This window comes from Bdellovibrio sp. BIS2, assembly GCF_055398295.1.
On record NZ_AP035879.1, the window covers coordinates 740,508 to 757,428 of the forward strand.

At 50.9% G+C, this 16,921-nt stretch carries 19 protein-coding genes; 13 read left to right on the forward strand and 6 right to left on the reverse strand.

The annotated features are described in order from the left end of the window. Position 1 precedes the first annotated feature (1 nt). Together ACZ520_RS03600 and ACZ520_RS03605 are read left to right on the forward strand one after the other, a co-directional pair. Positions 2-961, forward strand: coding sequence for a TonB-dependent receptor (locus ACZ520_RS03600; RefSeq protein ID WP_374034953.1), 960 nt, complete (start codon positions 2-4; stop codon positions 959-961). Then, positions 961-1,317 (forward strand): hypothetical protein, encoded by a 357-nt coding sequence (locus ACZ520_RS03605; protein ID WP_464127575.1) that lies wholly within the window; start codon positions 961-963, stop codon positions 1,315-1,317. Before ACZ520_RS03600 ends, ACZ520_RS03605 begins: the two co-directional genes overlap by 1 nt. 3 nt (positions 1,318-1,320) lie before the next feature. On the opposite strand, the gene ACZ520_RS03610 is transcribed toward ACZ520_RS03605, so the two are convergent. Next, positions 1,321-1,704 carry a HEPN domain-containing protein gene (locus tag ACZ520_RS03610; protein WP_088566149.1) on the reverse strand — a complete coding sequence of 128 codons (384 nt, stop codon included), beginning with the start codon at positions 1,702-1,704 and terminating at the stop codon, positions 1,321-1,323. A 114-nt stretch (positions 1,705-1,818) separates the two neighbouring features. Next, positions 1,819-2,601, reverse strand: coding sequence for a DsbA family protein (locus ACZ520_RS03615; protein WP_041576989.1), 783 nt, complete (start codon positions 2,599-2,601; stop codon positions 1,819-1,821). A gap of 146 nt (positions 2,602-2,747) precedes the next feature. Between ACZ520_RS03615 and ACZ520_RS03620 the strand changes: the two genes are divergently transcribed. From ACZ520_RS03620 to ACZ520_RS03650, 7 genes are all read left to right on the forward strand, one after another. Continuing rightward, complete coding sequence (locus ACZ520_RS03620) at positions 2,748-3,365, forward strand: hypothetical protein (RefSeq protein ID WP_374032110.1); 618 nt, start codon at positions 2,748-2,750, stop codon at positions 3,363-3,365. A 169-nt stretch (positions 3,366-3,534) separates the two neighbouring features. Next, positions 3,535-3,813 carry a cytochrome P450 gene (locus ACZ520_RS03625; RefSeq protein ID WP_011163343.1) on the forward strand — a complete coding sequence of 93 codons (279 nt, stop codon included), beginning with the start codon at positions 3,535-3,537 and terminating at the stop codon, positions 3,811-3,813. After that, complete coding sequence (locus ACZ520_RS03630; protein ID WP_232468713.1) at positions 3,773-4,285, forward strand: cupredoxin domain-containing protein; 513 nt, start codon at positions 3,773-3,775, stop codon at positions 4,283-4,285. The genes ACZ520_RS03625 and ACZ520_RS03630 overlap by 41 nt, the downstream gene beginning before the upstream one ends. A 24-nt stretch (positions 4,286-4,309) precedes the next feature. Next, the gene (locus tag ACZ520_RS03635; RefSeq protein WP_088566146.1) at positions 4,310-5,416 is read left to right on the forward strand and encodes a CpaF family protein; all 1,107 of its coding nucleotides are present in this window, start codon (positions 4,310-4,312) and stop codon (positions 5,414-5,416) included. A gap of 126 nt (positions 5,417-5,542) precedes the next feature. Further along, on the forward strand, positions 5,543-6,568 hold the full coding sequence (locus ACZ520_RS03640) for a hypothetical protein (protein ID WP_088566145.1): 1,026 nt from the start codon (positions 5,543-5,545) through the stop codon (positions 6,566-6,568). Continuing rightward, entirely contained in the window at positions 6,561-7,829 is a 1,269-nt protein-coding gene (gene eno, locus ACZ520_RS03645; protein ID WP_374032113.1) for a phosphopyruvate hydratase, read from the forward strand. Before ACZ520_RS03640 ends, eno begins: the two co-directional genes overlap by 8 nt. Positions 7,830-8,058: 229 nt before the next feature. Beyond that, the gene (locus tag ACZ520_RS03650) at positions 8,059-8,436 is read left to right on the forward strand and encodes a cupin domain-containing protein (RefSeq protein WP_417867970.1); all 378 of its coding nucleotides are present in this window, start codon (positions 8,059-8,061) and stop codon (positions 8,434-8,436) included. Between the two features lie 37 nt (positions 8,437-8,473). On the opposite strand, the gene ACZ520_RS03655 is transcribed toward ACZ520_RS03650, so the two are convergent. Both ACZ520_RS03655 and ACZ520_RS03660 read right to left on the reverse strand, forming a co-directional pair. After that, entirely contained in the window at positions 8,474-9,907 is a 1,434-nt protein-coding gene (locus ACZ520_RS03655; protein WP_464127576.1) for a catalase, read from the reverse strand. Positions 9,908-9,910: 3 nt separating this feature from the next. Next, positions 9,911-10,396: an ankyrin repeat domain-containing protein gene (locus tag ACZ520_RS03660; RefSeq protein WP_374032116.1), complete on the reverse strand. Its 486-nt coding sequence runs from the start codon at positions 10,394-10,396 to the stop codon at positions 9,911-9,913. A gap of 154 nt (positions 10,397-10,550) precedes the next feature. Here ACZ520_RS03660 and ACZ520_RS03665 point away from each other — a divergent pair, with 154 nt between their 5' ends. The 3 genes from ACZ520_RS03665 (at position 10,551) to polA (ending at position 13,916) form a co-directional block, all read left to right on the forward strand. Further along, complete coding sequence (locus ACZ520_RS03665) at positions 10,551-10,856, forward strand: septum formation initiator family protein (protein ID WP_088566140.1); 306 nt, start codon at positions 10,551-10,553, stop codon at positions 10,854-10,856. A gap of 99 nt (positions 10,857-10,955) precedes the next feature. Beyond that, positions 10,956-11,258 carry a helix-turn-helix domain-containing protein gene (locus ACZ520_RS03670; protein ID WP_416479419.1) on the forward strand — a complete coding sequence of 101 codons (303 nt, stop codon included), beginning with the start codon at positions 10,956-10,958 and terminating at the stop codon, positions 11,256-11,258. Between the two features lie 63 nt (positions 11,259-11,321). Beyond that, the gene (polA, locus tag ACZ520_RS03675) at positions 11,322-13,916 is read left to right on the forward strand and encodes a DNA polymerase I (RefSeq protein ID WP_464127577.1); all 2,595 of its coding nucleotides are present in this window, start codon (positions 11,322-11,324) and stop codon (positions 13,914-13,916) included. A 9-nt stretch (positions 13,917-13,925) separates the two neighbouring features. Here the strand turns inward: polA and ACZ520_RS03680 are convergent, their stop codons facing one another. Continuing rightward, entirely contained in the window at positions 13,926-14,564 is a 639-nt protein-coding gene (locus ACZ520_RS03680) for a hypothetical protein (RefSeq protein WP_088566137.1), read from the reverse strand. A 106-nt stretch (positions 14,565-14,670) separates the two neighbouring features. Here ACZ520_RS03680 and ACZ520_RS03685 point away from each other — a divergent pair, with 106 nt between their 5' ends. Then, positions 14,671-15,654, forward strand: a complete 984-nt coding sequence (locus tag ACZ520_RS03685) for a flagellar basal body-associated FliL family protein (RefSeq protein WP_232468712.1) — start codon at positions 14,671-14,673, stop codon at positions 15,652-15,654. Here ACZ520_RS03685 and ACZ520_RS03690 read toward each other — a convergent pair. After that, positions 15,644-16,873 carry a sigma 54-interacting transcriptional regulator gene (locus ACZ520_RS03690; RefSeq protein ID WP_088566136.1) on the reverse strand — a complete coding sequence of 410 codons (1,230 nt, stop codon included), beginning with the start codon at positions 16,871-16,873 and terminating at the stop codon, positions 15,644-15,646. The genes ACZ520_RS03685 and ACZ520_RS03690 overlap by 11 nt on opposite strands. Positions 16,874-16,921 lie beyond the last annotated feature (48 nt).

Consider the following 16,921-nt stretch of genomic DNA (forward strand, 5'->3'; position numbering starts at 1 on the left):
TATGAGCTTTCTGCATTCTGTACTTCTGCCAACTCTGCTTTCCGTCTTTGTGGTTTCTGCGCAAGCCAAGGAAACTGACAATCTGACCGGGCGAAACAAAAGTCTTCCCGACAGTACAGAAATTTTTGATCGCGAGATGAACAAACGCCTGCAAGAGCTGCAGGCAGAAGCAAGTGCTGAAGGTATTTCCTGCAGCGACCCACGCAAATTGCGTATTTTGTTTCATGACCTGAACGACGCCCGGTTCTTTATCGGTTCGTTGGAGTCCTGGGCCGAAGATAATTCCGAAATCGCCAAACGCGAGATGACGGCACAGCAGTCAGTCTATGATGGCGTGTTGGACAATGGCTGGATTTTCAACCGTTTGAAGCTTGCTTCCACGGTGAAGGTAAACGGCCAGTTGGTGGGCACGGATAAATTCGGCCACTTCATCGATCAGGGTTTTGAGTTCTACACACCTTATCGTCAAAGTGGCTATCGCATGTCCACAGCCTTGCATTCCAGTTTGGGATCTGAAAAAGGCTACTCGGGCGGGGCATCCACGGGCACCATTTCCTATGCCGATGCCATGGCGAACTATCAGGGAATCTTGTTTTATCATGCTTTGGCCGAGGGCCCGAATCCTTACTTCCGTTGCTCTCAAGGCAAGTGGACTCAAGTGAGGGAATTTCGCTGGGCGGACTATGTCGATGCCGGCTGGGACGAGGGGCTCAATTGCAGCGTGATGGCCTCGCCAGAAGCGCAAGCCAAGTTCAACGCCAATCTGACCAAACAAGGGCAAACTTGCCCCGCTGACACTGACGCCTGCGCAAAACTGAACACCCGGTATGCGGCCTTTGATGAATATGTGCTTTCGCCGGAATGCCGAAAGGTGGCCAAAGCGCCCGTGGGATCTTATGGTGGAGGAAAATCATCTTCCGGCAAACCCTCGACTGGCAAAAGCGGGAAGGGGACACGCTAATGGAGTTGTTATCTTTGGTGGAAGCCCAAAAGTCTTTGGATACTTTGTTAAAGTGTCCGGGCTTGCGTTGTGTGCTGGATTCCTTCGCGGTGGATCTTTCCAAAAACACCCGTGAAGACATCTATGTGTATTTGAAGGATGGCGGCAGCCCGCAAGTGCAGCGTCTGTGTCTGCCGATGGAACGCCCGCGCAGAGCCGAGGCCAATGAAGTCTGTTATATGGTAAAGCTGAAGCGTGCGGGGGAAACTCAGGTGTTGTGGCGAAATGAACGGGGGCAGTGGAAGCTTAGCAACGCCTCAAAAAGGCCTCTCACAGTTGGTGAAAAGGCCCCTTCCGGCGGCGCTGCCGGAAAATAACGACTACAGCAGGCGAAGTTGTTCGCCGACGAGTTTTTTCAAGTTTTCAACGTAACCCATGTACTCTTCCATATCCAGGCGCTCATCTTTACGAATGTGGGCGCTCGGGGAGTTGTAAGGGGTCAGTTCAATAATGTCGGCGTGGGAGGAAATGGCAGAGAAATTGCCCTCTTCCAAAACCTGCATCAAAGCGTCCAGATCATGCCCCTCTTCATCGTGAGGGTATTCCAAGCCGCGCATTTCACACAGAGCTTTCAGAAACTTTTCGCAGGCTTGCGCCAGATTATAGCCCACCAAATCGTGCTGGGTATCGTCGGACAAATGCTTCTTGGCGGTGTCGAGATCGTCCTGCGCTTTAAGGATCATGGACTTTGCGTGTGCGCTCATAGGAGCTCCTTGGTGTTGTTACGATTACTTTAGTGGCTGGACCTGGACCGCGCAAATAAAAAACCCACAGTTTTTTCAAACTGTGGGTTTTTGAAGATCGATCTTTTAAAAAGATTACTTCGCTTCAGCCAGGTGACGGTCGATGATTTCTTTGAAATCAGCGAATGGATAAGCACCACGCAGGGAAACACCGTTGATCAGGAAGCCTGGAGTACCGGAGAAGTTGAATTTACGAGCTTCTTCCATGTCAGCTTCGATGCGCTTCTTAACCACTTCAGAGTTAAGATCTTTTTCAAGCTTCTTCATGTCCGCGCCAGCTTTTTTAGCGGCATCTTTCAATGCGCCTTCTTTTTTAGTTCTCAGCTCGCCTTGGTTTTCGAATACCAGGTTGTAGAACTTTTCAGCTTTGGCAGCGTCTTGCAAAGCGATCGCTTCGAAGTACTGAGCTGCAGGCATTGCCATTGGGTGGAAATCCAAAGGAAGGTGCTTGTAAACAACGCGAACGTCCTTAGGGTAAGCTTTCATCACTTCATCAACAGTTGCGTGACCTTTAGCGCAGTATGGGCACTCGAAGTCAGAGTATTCAATGATAGTCACTTTAGCGTCTTTAGGGCCAAAGATAACGCGGCCTTCTTCGATAGCCGGTTTCAATGGGTTTTTGAATTCGTCGTCACGCTTTTTGCCTTCTTCGGCAACAGCTTTTTCCTGAGCTTTACGTTGAGCGTTTTGAGCGGCTTTGTTCACCACTTCAATGAATTGCTCTGGATCTTTTTCGATCGCTGCGAACACGATGCTCGGATCTTTTTCTACTGCTTCCTTGAGTTGTTTAGCTGAAGGGGCACAGTTTACCAATGTAAGTGCCAGTGCTGAAATTCCAAATAACTTAAGTGCTTTCAATGTCTTCCTCCAAGATGGATGATTGTAATTTTTTGAGCCCCTTTATATTGACATCATTTTCAGTTTAGAGGGAAGGAAAAAATCCCGGTCCAAGGTCCTGCTAATTAGGACTTGTCTCACTCTGAGACCCCTTTAAACTGACTTCTATGAATAAATCAAATTTCCTTTTAACAATGTTCGCGGTTATGTTTCTTGGCGGCACGGCGCATGCTGGTCTGCTGTTTAACTATTCTCAATTGGCACTGAAGGATCTGGATCAGATGAATCAGTTGGTCAGTGACAAGGTTAAAGAATCGAAAAAGTCTTCCAGCGGCAAAGCTGTGCCACTGAAAGAGGCACTTCAGGCAGTGTATGCACGCCCCAATGATGACGAGATGATCGAGAAAGTAGTGTCTCCTTTGCGTTCAAATTTGGATGAGTTGGAGTCCTGGGAAAAAACGATCAGTCAACTTACTGACGAAGCCATCAACGCCCTGAAGAATCCTCGCGCTTTTAAGCCGGTGGTGCAGGTGACCTACGTCATTTTCCTCGAGAATTTGCTGGCGGAAATCAAGCCCCATGCGAAAAATGACGGTTTTGAAAGAAAGATTGCCGAGCGTATTCGTGACGCTAAAATCGAAGTCACGAAGGACGCAATCAGCGAAAGAAAGCTGCGCATGATGAAGGACACGACATCTCCTTCTGAGATCGCCGGCAGTATTCTGGCCCACAAAAGCGAAACTCCGTCTGAAAAACCGGCAGAATCTGCCGCCTCCGAACAGTAATTTCCCTCGACCGGACCGGGCCCAAGTCTGCTTCGACTCTGGGCCAGCGTCAAACGATAGATCTCCTCAAGTCTTCAAAAATCGCCTCAAATTGACTCAAGTTCTAATGAACTCCTACCGATAGAAACACCATGTGGGCTGGATGCCCTTGAGCAATTAGGAGGATTCGATGTTTCTGCAAGGCGATTTGCAATTAGTGTTCGATGCTCTCTACACAGTAGGGGCGATCGACCCTGTATTGAAACTTGATTGGTCCGAAGTCACACGCGAGATGATGGCGAACCCACAGATCCTGAGTGACGCATTTCAGACAATCAACGGCTGCCGTGGCGACAAAGACCTTCTGGTTCAGAAGCTCCACATGATGGATCCAAGATCCGTGAATTATATCGCTATGGAGGTGGCCCGTGAGTTTTGTGAGTTCCAGGATCGCACAGAGTTGCACTAAGGTTCTTTGCCTGTTGTTGCTTTCGTCTGTCGCGAATGCGTGGGAAGTGGACTTCTCCCGTCGTCAGGTAGAATTCAACAAGGTTAAAAATGAAGACCGCCTGCCGGCCAGCGTGCAGGAGGATCAGTCCGTCAACATTCTCAGCAAGGTGTTTGATACGGTTGAACCGACTCAAGACATCGTCATCATGAATACGGAAAAAGGTTTCGTTCCTGCGCAGGTGCGCCTGAAAAAGGGCGGCAACTATCGCATTCACGTGGTGAACGTGAACAACAAGGAAAAGAACGTCAGCTTTGTGCTGGATGCTTTCTCTGAGCACCACAACACGGTGTTTGGCGAACAGAAGACTTTCCATGTGACGCCAAAAACAGATGGAATTTTCTCTTACCAGTGTCCGGAAACGGCAGTGCAAGGGAAGTTCATCATCTATTCCGATGCGGCAACGCCTGATCGTATGCCGGCATCCAAGTAATTTTTTATCTGAGGAAAGGCACCCATGTCTGACCAGTCGAACGTTTTCAAACAGACCATTCAGCAGAATCTCGGTCCTGTTGCGAAATACCTGGATGACAAGGGTGTGTCCGAAATTCTTATCAATGGCCATAAAGAAATCTTCGTGGAAAGAAAGGGTAAGCTCGAAAGGGTTTCCGAGTCTTTTCCGTCAGAGGATGATCTGCGTGCGGCGGTGAACAGCATCGCGCAAAGCGTGGGTCGACGTATCGACGACGAATCGCCTCGTCTGGACGCGCGTCTTCCGGATGGTTCCCGTATCGCGGCGGTGATCCCGCCGATGTCCCGCAAGGGCACGACACTTTCCATTCGTAAATTCACGAACAACAAAATCACTTTTGCTGACTATATCCGCTTCGGTGCGATCACTGAGGATGGGGCCCGTTTCCTGGACATCTGCATGTTCCTGGGAAAAAACATCATTGTCAGCGGTGGTACGGGTTCCGGTAAAACAACATTGCTTTCACTTTTGTGCACGCGCATTCCGAAAGGTCAGCGTGTGATGGTGATTGAAGACTCCTCCGAGCTGCAGGTTGATTACGAGCATGTGGTGATGTTTGAAACCCGCCAGGCCGATGCCATGGGTAAGGGTGAAGTCACGATCAAGGATCTTTTGAAGTCCGCTCTGCGTTTGCGTCCCGATAGAATTATTGTCGGGGAGGTTCGTTCCAGTGAAGCCATGGAGCTGCTGAACGCCATGAATACCGGTCACAAGGGATGTATGGGAACGGTCCACGCCAACACGCCGGAAGATGCGATTGTGCGTTTGGAAGCTCTTGCCCAAGGTGGCGATGCCAAGATCAGTGAGAAGGCTTTGCGCTCTCAGGTGTCTTCAGCGATTGAAATTATTATCCAGGTCTCACGTTTTTCGGACGGATCTCGCCGTATCGCAGCAATCAGCGAAGTGCGCGGATTCAGTGCGGATGGTTCATACAACGTGATCCCGATCTTTGAAATGTCCCGCCTAACACGCCGTCCCGACGGAACCCTGGAAGGAAAACTCCAGCCCACGGGCAACGTGCCGTCGTTCATGGAAGAGATCATCGACAATAATCTTCCCTTCCCAAAATCCAAATTCGCAAAAGTAGCCTAAAAGGTGCCTGGTGACTTTTTACATCTACGCCGCGTCAATCCTATAACGCAGCTGCTCTGCGCAGAGTGAAATATCGTTCGTTTTTTTGTGTTTAAAGAGTGGAAAAACTAGGCTAAGACCTTCTTCGTGCACTTTAGTTGTAAGATTTCAAACGCAGTTTTAACCGTTCTGGAGCAGCAAGGCGAAGACCTCAGCCCGCTGTATGAGCAGATCCATCTTCCGATGGAATTGCTCAAAGACTCGTCTTATTGGATGACTGCGCCTGAAATGGAAAACTTTCTGGAAACCGTCCTGCGACTTCCGTTGAAGCGTGAAGAAAACATTCTGCAGCGTGCGGGACATGAAGGGCCGGAGTTGCGTGCGTGGGGAGTGCTCGACAGCGTTCTGCGCATGATGCCGCATCCTCAGGAAATCTTTAACCAGCCTGAGCAGTTCCTTTCTTACTTTATCTCTCCAAAACCACCGATTGAAAATCTTCGCCGTGATGAAGCCAGCATCTCGTTTGATCTGCCTTTGCCGGCAGAACAATATCCGCTGGTGACGACTTACCTGAAGGCGGCGTTCGAGTCCCTGCCGGTTTACGTCGGTCAGCCGGCGGCGGTTTGTCACTGGGAAGGCATCACCATTCAGTTGAACTGGTCGACCCAGCAAAGTTCGATCTTCAGTGAATCGGTCGGCCATCAGGTCAGCCCGGCCTTGTTCCAAAGTCTGATCGATGATCTTCAGCGCACCCAGCGTGAGCGTGAAGATCTTCAGAAATATGTCGGTGACCTTGAGGAAAGAATCCGTACAATTGAAAAACAGAATCTGAAGTCCGCCACCGGCGTTCAGGCGGAAGTGCCAGAGAATGCAGCGTCTTCGCTGCTGCCTCACGAAGGCTCTTTGTCCCACCTGAATTTCGACAGCGAAACTCCGGGCTATGTTTTAAGTCAGAATCTGGCGCGTCTGCATGACTATATGGTGCGCGCCCAGCAACTGATCACCATGCTTGCGGCCCAGGGGAAAATGACCCCGGCAGTGAAAGAGGCCATGAGACGCGTTGACTGGGAGTTTGTAAAGACCCAGTACCCGCGCACTGTCTTTGAAAGCATGGATCTGGTTAAGAAAACGATGAATAAAAACGCCGAGAAAGAAGGAAATCAACATGTCTGAAATCATCAGTGTCATCTCTCGTGAAATCCTGGACAGCCGTGGAAACCCGACTGTAGAGGTTGAAGTTACAACGGCTGACGGCAACACCGGCCGCGCAGCAGTTCCATCTGGTGCCTCCACTGGCGCGCACGAAGCTTGCGAGCTTCGCGATGGCGACAAAAACCGTTTCCTGGGTAAAGGCGTTTACAAAGCTGTCGACAATGTTCGTGAGAAAATCGCTCCAGAGATCGTGGGCCTTCAGGCAACTGAACAGGTTTACATCGACAAAATTCTGCGCGACATCGACGGCACTGAAAACAAATCCAATCTGGGCGCGAATGCGATCCTGGGTGTGTCTTTGGCAGTTGCAAAAGCTGCGGCGCAAGACTGCCGTTTGCCTTTGTATCGTTACGTTGGTGGTTCCCAGGCTTCTCGCTTGCCGGTTCCATTGATGAACGTTCTGAACGGGGGCGCGCACGCGAACAACGGTTTGGACATTCAGGAATTCATGATCGTTCCAACTGTGAACAACTCTTACGCTGAGTCCCTGCGTGCAGGTACTGAGATCTTCCACACTCTGAAAAAGATCCTGGCGAAAAAAGGTCTTTCCACAGCCGTAGGTGACGAAGGTGGATTCGCTCCGAAATTGGGCTCCAATCAGGAAGCTCTTGATTTGCTGATGAACGCCATTGTGGACGCGGGTTACGATCCAGGTCAGAACGTGTTCCTGGCGTTGGACGTGGCTGCAACTGAAATGTTCAAAGAAGGCAAATACGAATGGCAGGGTGGTCACATCAGCCCGACCGAACTTCTTGGCATCTACAAATCCTGGGCAGAGAAATATCCTCTGGTTTCCATCGAAGACGGCTTCGCGGAAGACGACTGGGATTCCTGGGTTCAGTCCACAGCTCAAATGGGCTCGACGATGCAGTTGATCGGTGACGATTTGTTCGTGACCAATCCAAAACGTCTGCGCATGGGTCTTGAGAAAAAAGCGGGTAATGCTTTGTTGGTGAAAGTAAATCAAATCGGTACTTTGACTGAGACTTACGAAGCCGTGAACCTGGCTCAACGTAATAAATTCCGCACAATCATGTCCCACCGCTCTGGTGAAACTGAAGATGTGACGATCGCAGATCTGGCTGTAGGCTTGAACTGTCATCAGATCAAAACAGGCAGCTTGTGCCGTGGTGAAAGAACGGCGAAGTACAACCAGCTTCTTCGTATCGAAGAAGACTTGGGTGGTATGGGTATGTACTGGGACAAAGCAGCTTTCCGATAGGCGGTCGCTGAAAAGGGTCCGACTGACTTCGTTGTCGGGCTCTCTCCTTCTCTCCGACGTGCTTGGAGCACGCCTCCGTTTCGGAGAGAACCCTCCGCCTTGCATTCGAACCCTTTTGAGCGACCTTGGTTTTGGGTGGCATCGGGGGGGAGCTCAAAAGCCCGCTTTGGCGGGCTTTTTTGCGTTTTGGGAGAGAGTGTTCGTAAGTTTTTTTGTTGAGGATACTTAGATGGAAATAAATAGATTAGCCGATAGAAGTTTTCGTCAGTTGATGTCGTCGAAGACGGGTGAGGAGTTTTCCTTGTCGTCGGTGATTTCAGGTGCTTTGGGGGTTCAGGGGCTTTTTATTTCTCATGAGATATTGGGGCCTGGGAAGTCTTCATCGGCGCCTCACTTTCATAACGCCACGGATGAAGTGGTTTTCGTTACTAAAGGCTGTGTCGTTGCTAAGGAAGGCTCCGAAGAGCTGACCTTGCTGGTCGGTGACAGTGCTTGCTTTAAGGCACAAAGTGGGTTGCCACATTTTATTTCTAATCAATCCAGTGAGGTGGCCGAGTTCGTTCTGATTCGTTGTCGTCTTGAGCAATCCGATGTCGTTTATGGTTAAAAGGCCCGTTGCGCAAGTTGTGCAACGAGCCCTTTCGTTAGTCTAATCCCAATTTGGCGGCGATGCGGCCGCCATAATCCGGGTCGCATCTTTTGAAGTGTTCTATGTTTTTGGTCTGCAGGTACTCTGAAATGGTTTTCATCGTGCCTGCGATGTTTGTGGTTAATCTGTCTTTTTCTTCTTCACTGAGCATTCGATACAAGTTTCCGGCTTGCGTGAAATCGTCATTGTCCTTGTGAGAATCATGGCGATCCAGCGTGCCTGATAAGCTCAGGGCGGGCTCTCTGAGGCTTTCGTTCTGTGCGGGCCCGCCAAAGCCATTGGGTTCGTAGTTGTCCTGTCTTCCGCCGTTGCCGTCGAACCTCATGCTGCCGTCGCGGTGATAGCTGTTTACTTCCGAATGCGGGCGATTCACGGGCAGGTACTGATAGTTCACACCCAGGCGATAGCGTTGTGCATCAGGATAGGCGAATAGGCGTCCTTGCAGCATCTTGTCCGGTGAAAAGCCTACGCCCGGCGGGACGTTGCTTGGTGAAAAGGCGGCTTGTTCGACTTCAGCAAAGTAGTTTTCCGGATTTCTGTTCAGTTCAAGAATCCCCACATCCATCAACGGGAACTCGCTGTGCGGCCACACCTTGGTAAGGTCAAACGGATCAAAGCGGAATTGTTCGGCCTGACGTTCGGTCATGATCTGCACCTTCAGCGCCCAGCGCGGGAATTCTTTTCTTTCAATCGCCTCGAATAGATCGCGACCGGCATAATCCGGATCAGATCCCGCCAGCTCGGTTGCTTTGGCGACAGAAAGGTTTTTGATTCCTTGCATGGATTTGAAATGGAACTTCACCCACACACGTTCATTCTTGTCGTTGATAAAGCTGAATGTGTGGCTGCCGTATCCATTCATAAAACGATATCCATCCGGGATGCCACGATCACTGAATAGGATCGTGATCTGGTGCAGGGCCTCGGGAGCTTTCGACCAGTAATCCCACATGCGTACCGGGTTTTTGTATCCCGTCTGCGGATCGCGCTTTTGCGAGTGGATAAAGTCGGGGAACTTCAAAGGATCACGTTCAAAGAACACGGGCGTGTTGTTGCCGACAATGTCCCAGTTGCCTTGTTCGGTATAGAACTTCAAAGCAAAGCCGCGCGGGTCGCGTTCGGTGTCGGCAGAGCCCTTTTCTCCGGCCACTGTGGAAAAGCGCAGGAAAGCTTCCGTTTTTTTGCCGATCTTGGAAAAGATCGCCGCTTTCGTGAAGCGGGTGATGTCATGGGTGACGGTGAAGGTGCCATAGGCGCCAGAGCCTTTGGCGTGAACCACGCGCTCGGGGATGCGCTCGCGGTTGAAGTGCGCCAGTTTTTCAATCAGGTGATAGTCCTGTAAAGCCACCGGTCCGCGGGGGCCGGAAGTGAGGCTGTGCTGATTTTCAGAAACGGGAATACCTGCGGATGTTGTTAGTGTCTTTTTCATAAATTAACCTCGTGCGGGGATGAAGAATTGGGATAAAGCCTGCAGGCGGCGCCAGAAGCGAGGCCCTGGGGCGGGTGGTTCGGATTGAAGCTCATTGAACAGGCGTACCAGGTCATCGCGGCCAAAGGCCTCGGCAAAACTCAGGGCAGTCTGTCCTTTCGGATTTCGTGCGTTCAGGTCCGCGCCGGCTCGTAGCAACTGGCGGGCGACCTTGTCGTGACCTTTAAAAGCCACGCCCATCAATATGGTATTGCCACTGTTGTCACGCGAATTGACATCCGCTCGACAAGAGATCAGCAGGCTGACCAGGGAAAGGTGGCCGTTATAGGCTGCGAGCATCAGCAGGGAATGACCCTTGTGATTTTTCAGATCGGGATTCCCCAGATTCTTCAGATAAGTCATAACTTGATTGTAGTCGTTTTGGCGAACAGCATCGAAAACCGGATCTTCGGTTTGTGCTGTCTTTAGATAGTCTGCCCACGTTCTCATAACACCTCTCTTGCTTTCACTAAGATCGGTGAAATTGGCTTATAAATCGAATCGATATTAAATATGATAACTATTGATAAAAACTATAAAGATCAGGCTGGACCTAGGCTTCAGTCCTGTAGCCTTCGTCTGGGTATATAGCTAGAATGGATTCATGTCTTACACACAGTTTGCGGTTGGTTTACGTCGATTTCTGAACAGTCCCACGAAGGTGGCGCTGGTTTGTTTGCTGATTTTCTCCGTTTCCATCGTTCTTAATGGAAACGCCTTCCGTCTGTGGGGTTTGCACCGTGATTTCGAAAGAATCTCTTTTGAGATCCAGCAGACGCGTCAGAACATTGCGGCTTTGTCCGGTCAGCTTAAGCAGGCTAAGGATCCTTCATTTATTGAGCGCCAGGCTCGCGATAAATTGGATCTGGCGGGCGAACACGATCTCGTCTTTGTATTCCCAGAGCAATAGTCTATAGCTCATCGCATTATCTAGTGTCTTCCGGGTATAATACAAATAGTATTCCTGCTCTATAAAGGGATACTTTGTGAAGTAATCCCAGGGGTTTATATGCTAGATAATAATCAGCAGCTTGATTGGAATAAAGAATCTCTCCGTGACCTCCGCCTGCGTCTGGGCTGGAGCCGATCCGATCTTGCCCGTCGTTTGCACTGTTCAATTGATGATATCGAGGCTTGGGAAGACGGACGCCGTTCTGTCGAGTCGGCAATCCGTGGCGATTTGGAAATCATTCTTCGTCAGGCGGAAGCTTGCAGCGATGAGGTCAAATACACTCCGGCTGCAGAAAACGAGCTTGATAAGAATGCCTTGGAACAAATCGATTTCACTCGCGTGAAAGCCGAATTGAAATAGGCATCAATCATCGACATTCAGGCCTGTGCGGTGTAGACCTTTGGTTTACATCCGGAGGCCCTCATGAAGAAAATCTACCTTATTGACGTCAGTGCCATGTTCTTTCGCGCTTTCTACGCGATTCGTTCGCTGTCGTCTCCAAGCGGAGTTCCGGTCAACGCCGTTTACGGCTTCCTGTCGATGATGATCAAACTTCTGAAAGAGGAAAAACCCGAGTATCTGGTTTTCTGCTATGATCGCAAAGAGCCCTCTTTCCGTAAAAACATGTACGATGGCTACAAAGCCCATCGCACCGAAATGCCTGACGAGCTGGCACAGCAAATTCCTTACATCAAAAGACTGGCGGACCTTTTGGGGGTTCCCGCTTTCGAAGTGGAATCCTTCGAGGCCGACGACATTATCGGGACCGTCACCAAATGGGGCCGTCGCAACGGCATGGAAGTTTTCATTGTCAGTGGTGATAAAGACTTCGGTCAGCTTATCGAAGACGGCGTCATTTTGTACGACACCATGAAAGGTGTTCGTTACAATGCCGAGGGTGTTTTTGAAAAATGGGGTGTGCGCCCGGATCAGTTTATCGACTATCTGGCCATCGTGGGGGATGCTTCAGACAACGTCCCGGGAGTAAAGGGCGTTGGGGAAAAAGGCGCCATCAAACTTCTGGAGCAGTTCAAGCACGTCGAAGACATCTATGAAAACATCGACAAGGTTGAAAGCAAAAGCGTTCGTGAAAAGCTGATTGCCTCCAAAGACAATGCGCTTTTGTCCAAAAAGCTGGTGACGATTTCCTGTGACGTGCCGATGCCGGACGATCTTGAAGCCTATAAACTGAAGCCGTTCAAGGCGGACGAACTGCGCGCATTCCTGCATGAGCTGAATTTCAAATCTTTCGAAAAAAGCCTGTTTGGAACAGTGGACACCACTCCCGCAGCGCCGTCGGCGCCGGCGGCTGCGGCGGGCCCCCTGGTGAAAACTGCTGCCCCAACGGCGCCTTTGAGTATTGCCGATGATGTGGCGCCGACCATCGTGATTGCCAAGGAAGAGCGTCAGTTCACTGAGAAAAGCATGACGACGCGCGAGCTTGCCGACTTCCTGGCGGAACATCAAAGTCTGTGGGGCTTCAGTGATATGCGTGGTGTGTTCATTGGAACTGAATCGCAGATCATTCAGGTTTCTGATCATGAGTATCTGGGTAAGTTGACCGACACCTTCCAGGTGCAGTGGCATGGTTATGATTTGAAATCCTTCTGGCACAAGATCGGGGCAAGAACTCCGGTGGCGGCGTGGGATTCCCAGTTGGCTGCGTATGTTTTGAAAGCGGGGGACACCTCCGACTTTGCAAAGATCTATACACGCTTCATGGCGGACGTACTGCCAGACCTGGCGTCACCTGCCCAACTGTACAATGCGCATTTGAACTTTGCGACGACCTTGAAGTCCCAGTTGCAGACGGTGCAGGGTGAAAAAGTTTATCAGGAGCTGGATCTGCCTTTGGCAAAAGTGCTTTTGTCGATGGAGCGTCTGGGTGTTCGTATCGACAAGGATCTTCTGGCAAAACAAAGCGAGGATCTGGCGAAAGACATCGCTGAAATTGAAAAACAGATTCACGAAGCGGCCGGCGAACCCTTCAATGTGGGAAGCCCGAAGCAACTTGGGGTGATCCTGTTTGAAAAGCTGGGCCTGCCGGCAGGCAAGAAAACCAAAACCGGGTATTCCACCGACGAAGAGGTTTTGTTGGGCCTTGAGCATCCGATCGCCAAACTTGTTCTGCAATGGCGTGAAATGTCGAAGCTGAAGTCCACATACGTGGATGCACTGCCAACCATGATTGATCCCAAGGATGAGCGTGTGCATACCAGCTTCAACCAGGCGCTGACCACCACCGGGCGCCTGTCCAGCACGCAGCCCAATCTTCAAAACATTCCGATTCGCACCGAGCGCGGCCAGCAGGTTCGTAAGGCCTTTATCGCGGCTCCGCGCATGAAGCTTTTGTCCGTGGATTATTCCCAGATTGAACTGCGCATCCTGGCGCATATTTCTGAAGATCCAAATCTGTGCAAAGCCTTTGCCGAAGATCTGGACATTCACGCGGCGACGGCGGCAGAGGTGTTCGGGGTTGCATTGAAAGATGTCACGGCGGAACACCGTCGCTCTGCCAAAGCTGTTAACTTTGGTATTGCCTATGGGCAGGGGGCCTTCGGTCTGGCGGAAAACCTGGGTATTTCACGCACGGAAGCCAAAGACATCATCGACCGTTATTTCAACCGCTTTAAAAATGTGCGTGAATACATCGACGGGACGATCAAAATGGCCCATGAAAAAGGCTATGTAGAAACTCTGTTTGGTCGCCGCCGTTACATCGACGAGCTTCAATCCAAGAACATGGCATTGAAAAAGTTCGGCGAGCGCGCCGCGATCAATGCCCCGATTCAGGGAACGGCCAGTGACCTGGTCAAAAAGGCAATGATTGAGGTCTTTGAAAAAGTGCCCGTGCGCATGTTGCTGCAGGTGCACGATGAATTGATCTTTGAGGATTTCGAGGAAAATCTGCAGAAACATTCCCCTCAGTTGGTTTCCATCATGGAAAATGTGATGAAACTAAGAGTGCCGTTGAAGGTCAACTATGCGATCGGGAACAACTGGGACGAAGCTCACTAGGGCTTCGTCTTACTCGGTTTCCCAGCCCACCACGCGTCCGCCTTCAAAGTACACATAGCGTGTTTCTTTGCGGTAACCTTCCGGGGCGGACACAAACTTCTGATATTTCCAGCGTTCATTCTTGTAAAGCGGATTGCCCGAGACCTCCACGCTCATCGGGTCCCCCCAGGATCTTTTCACATAGTCCTGTGGCATGCCGACGGCAATGTCCTGCGACTCAATCAAGCCCTTCATTTCTTCCTGCGGAGCCTGCGAGCGGTTCCACACACTGTTGCGGTTCACCCAGGCCTGACGACCTTCAATGGAAGGGATGGAAAGAACCTCGATTTTTTCGGCATCATTTTTAAGCCAAGGCAGGATCTTGGAGTACTGTTCGCGCTCTTTGCGGGAGGAAAGGCTTCTTTCCAACTGACGCAGTTGCTGGCGGTCGCGGACTGCTTGCAGGTCGCGGCTGCTTAATGAAGCCGGGTCCAAGCCCAGTTCATAAGCTGTCTGACGGGTTTGACGGTCATAGACGCCACGGTTGGAGTTGTCGCTATAGCGGACATCTTCCGGAGCCGGTGCGTATCCGCTGTCCGCGGAACGGTGAAGGTGGGAACAACCACTCAGGGCCCCCAGGGCCACAATGACGGATACAAGGACTTTCATCAAAGATCTCTCCTGCAGTCTTTATGCTAGCCGATGGACTTCTGTTTATAAATTGTTCTTGCGACGTATTTGATTCCTTCCTTACAATCGTCTTGGGGGAATCCGATTGGCTGAACAGGAAAACACGACCAAGGTAGAGGAAGAGATCAAGGACGGCGCTCCGGAAGGGGAAGCTGAAGATTTGATGTCCCTTGAGTCCTTGGACTCTGCGCTGGCGGAAGCAGACCCCGAGTTTGCTCAATCGCTGAATGAAATCGGTCCCGATGAAGCCGGTGGTGCCCTGATTTATGAAGAAGGCATTGAACTGGAATACACCCTCGCGGAAGAAGAAAAGCTGTGGCAGTCCGCAACCGGTTTCCGCAAAAAGCTGTTCAAGGTTCTGCCTTTCCTTCCGCGCATTTCCTACAAAGTAAAAATGAAGCGCACGATGATGCGCTTAAGCTTCAGAAAATTCAAAGAACAGCTTCGTCATCGCATTGTGAATGCGGGCCCTCTATTGCTGGCGTGGGCAAAAAGAACCGCTCAAGGGTTGAAAGCGGGCCTTGGCGAATTCATGGCGACCTTCAAATCTTTCTCGTTGCTAAAAAAGCTGGCGTTGGTGGGTTTGCTGGTGGTCACGGCCGGGGCCGGTGTTGTCCTGTATCGTCTGGCCACGAAGGGGCTGATCCCCCAGCGCGAGGATCTGTTCATTCATTCCATGGCCGACTGGGCATCGCAAAAGTATCAGTACGATCCGAAAACTGAAGTGGAATCCTTCTATGATTCCACCCGCGCGGCTCAGAACGTGTTCCTGATGCAAAGAATGGTCGTGAATCTGCGCCGTTCCGCTGAATCCGGGACCAACCCCATGGGTGCTTTTGAGTTCTATGTGGAAGGCGCGGCCTCTGATGTCGTTGTCGAAATCAAAGACCGCGAAGCGGAAGTGGAAGACTTGTTCCTGAGAACGATCGAGGAGATGACTTTCGATCAGGCAGCCTCAGGGGAGGGTAAACAGGAGCTTTGCGAACGTCTGCGCAAAGAGGTGAACAAGATCCTGACCAAAGGTTATGTGCGCCGGATCTTTATCAAAACCGCGATCGTTAAACCTTAAAGCTCGTGATATCGATGTCATAGTATTTCAAGCGGTCATGCAGGGTGCTTTTCGGCATTCCCAAATCCTGCGCTGTTCTTCGTTGATTTCCTTTGTTCGCCTGCAGGCGTTTGATGATCATCTGTTTTTCGATTTCCTTAATCACCGGCATGTCGTTGCTGACACGCTCTTCGGATTTTTCCAAAAGAGTTTTATCCAGCAGTTTTTCGACATGGTTTTCAGTGATGTGAATGCGCGGGTAAAGCGCGGCCGCCCGGCTGACCAGATTTTTCAGTTCACGAATGTTTCCCGGCCATGGATGCTTTTTCATGCGGGCGATGGCGCCAAAAGAAAAACGCACACGCATTTTACGGGCAAATGTGTAAAGCAGCTCCTCAAAATCCTCCATGCGCAAGGCCAAAGCGGGCGGGGCGACGGAGACGACATTCAAACGGAAGTACAGATCCGAACGGAACAGGCCTTCACGGATTTTTTCTGACAGGTTCTGGTGGGTGGCGGCGATGATACGAACATCGGTGCGCACATTGCGATCGGCACCCACAGGACGGATTTCGTTGTTTTCCAAAGCGCGCAGCAGTTTCGCCTGCAGGCTGTAGGAAAGATCACCGATTTCATCCAGGAACAGCGTGCCGCCCCGAGCGGCCTCGAAGGCTCCTTTGCGGTCATTGATGGCACCGGTGAAGCTGCCTTTCACGTGGCCGAACAGTTCACTTTCAATCAGGGTTTCGCTTAAGGCACTGCAGTTCACACTGACAAACGGGCCCTTGTCGCGCAGGCTGTTTTCGTGCAGGGCCTGGGCAATGACATCCTTGCCGGTTCCGGAAGGGCCCAGGATCAAGACGGGGAATTCGGTTTTGGCGACATTGGAAAGTGTCTGGAGTTCTTCATTCCAGACTTCATTGCGGCTTTTGATAGGGAAGGGGGTTGTGACTTCCTGCTCAGTCAGGAACAGGAATTCCTGGTCTCCCAGACGGATGATGTCGCCTTCCTGAAGAAAGGCCTCCATCACGCGGGCGTCATTCACGTAGGTGCCCTGTGGGGTGCGCAGGTCGCGGATCAAATATGACTGATCTTTCTTTTCGATGCGGGCGTGGCGTTCGGCGATCTGTTCGCCTTGGACTTGAATCTGGCACTGAGAGTCTTTGCCCAGGGTTACGAATTCCTGCAAAGACAGGGTTTTGGGGTTTTCGTCCATTGTTTTCAAAAAAGCTTGTGACATGGGGTCTCCTGCTTAAAAAGTGCCCACCTTTGTGGTGGGGAATGCGAT

Excerpts from the sequence above, each read along its gene's own strand:
- ACZ520_RS03600 (WP_374034953.1), top strand. The coding sequence starts at position 2 with ATGAGCTTTCTGCATTCTGTACTTCTGCCAACTCTGCTTTCCGTCTTT.
- ACZ520_RS03605 (WP_464127575.1), top strand. The coding sequence starts at position 961 with ATGGAGTTGTTATCTTTGGTGGAAGCCCAAAAGTCTTTGGATACTTTG.
- ACZ520_RS03610 (WP_088566149.1), bottom strand. The coding sequence starts at position 1,704 with ATGAGCGCACACGCAAAGTCCATGATCCTTAAAGCGCAGGACGATCTC.
- ACZ520_RS03620 (WP_374032110.1), top strand. The coding sequence starts at position 2,748 with ATGAATAAATCAAATTTCCTTTTAACAATGTTCGCGGTTATGTTTCTT.
- ACZ520_RS03625 (WP_011163343.1), top strand. The coding sequence starts at position 3,535 with ATGTTTCTGCAAGGCGATTTGCAATTAGTGTTCGATGCTCTCTACACA.
- ACZ520_RS03635 (WP_088566146.1), top strand. The coding sequence starts at position 4,310 with ATGTCTGACCAGTCGAACGTTTTCAAACAGACCATTCAGCAGAATCTC.
- eno (WP_374032113.1), top strand. The coding sequence starts at position 6,561 with ATGTCTGAAATCATCAGTGTCATCTCTCGTGAAATCCTGGACAGCCGT.
- ACZ520_RS03650 (WP_417867970.1), top strand. The coding sequence starts at position 8,059 with ATGGAAATAAATAGATTAGCCGATAGAAGTTTTCGTCAGTTGATGTCG.
- ACZ520_RS03655 (WP_464127576.1), bottom strand. The coding sequence starts at position 9,907 with ATGAAAAAGACACTAACAACATCCGCAGGTATTCCCGTTTCTGAAAAT.
- ACZ520_RS03660 (WP_374032116.1), bottom strand. The coding sequence starts at position 10,396 with ATGAGAACGTGGGCAGACTATCTAAAGACAGCACAAACCGAAGATCCG.
- ACZ520_RS03665 (WP_088566140.1), top strand. The coding sequence starts at position 10,551 with ATGTCTTACACACAGTTTGCGGTTGGTTTACGTCGATTTCTGAACAGT.
- ACZ520_RS03670 (WP_416479419.1), top strand. The coding sequence starts at position 10,956 with ATGCTAGATAATAATCAGCAGCTTGATTGGAATAAAGAATCTCTCCGT.
- polA (WP_464127577.1), top strand. The coding sequence starts at position 11,322 with ATGAAGAAAATCTACCTTATTGACGTCAGTGCCATGTTCTTTCGCGCT.
- ACZ520_RS03680 (WP_088566137.1), bottom strand. The coding sequence starts at position 14,564 with ATGAAAGTCCTTGTATCCGTCATTGTGGCCCTGGGGGCCCTGAGTGGT.
- ACZ520_RS03690 (WP_088566136.1), bottom strand. The coding sequence starts at position 16,873 with ATGTCACAAGCTTTTTTGAAAACAATGGACGAAAACCCCAAAACCCTG.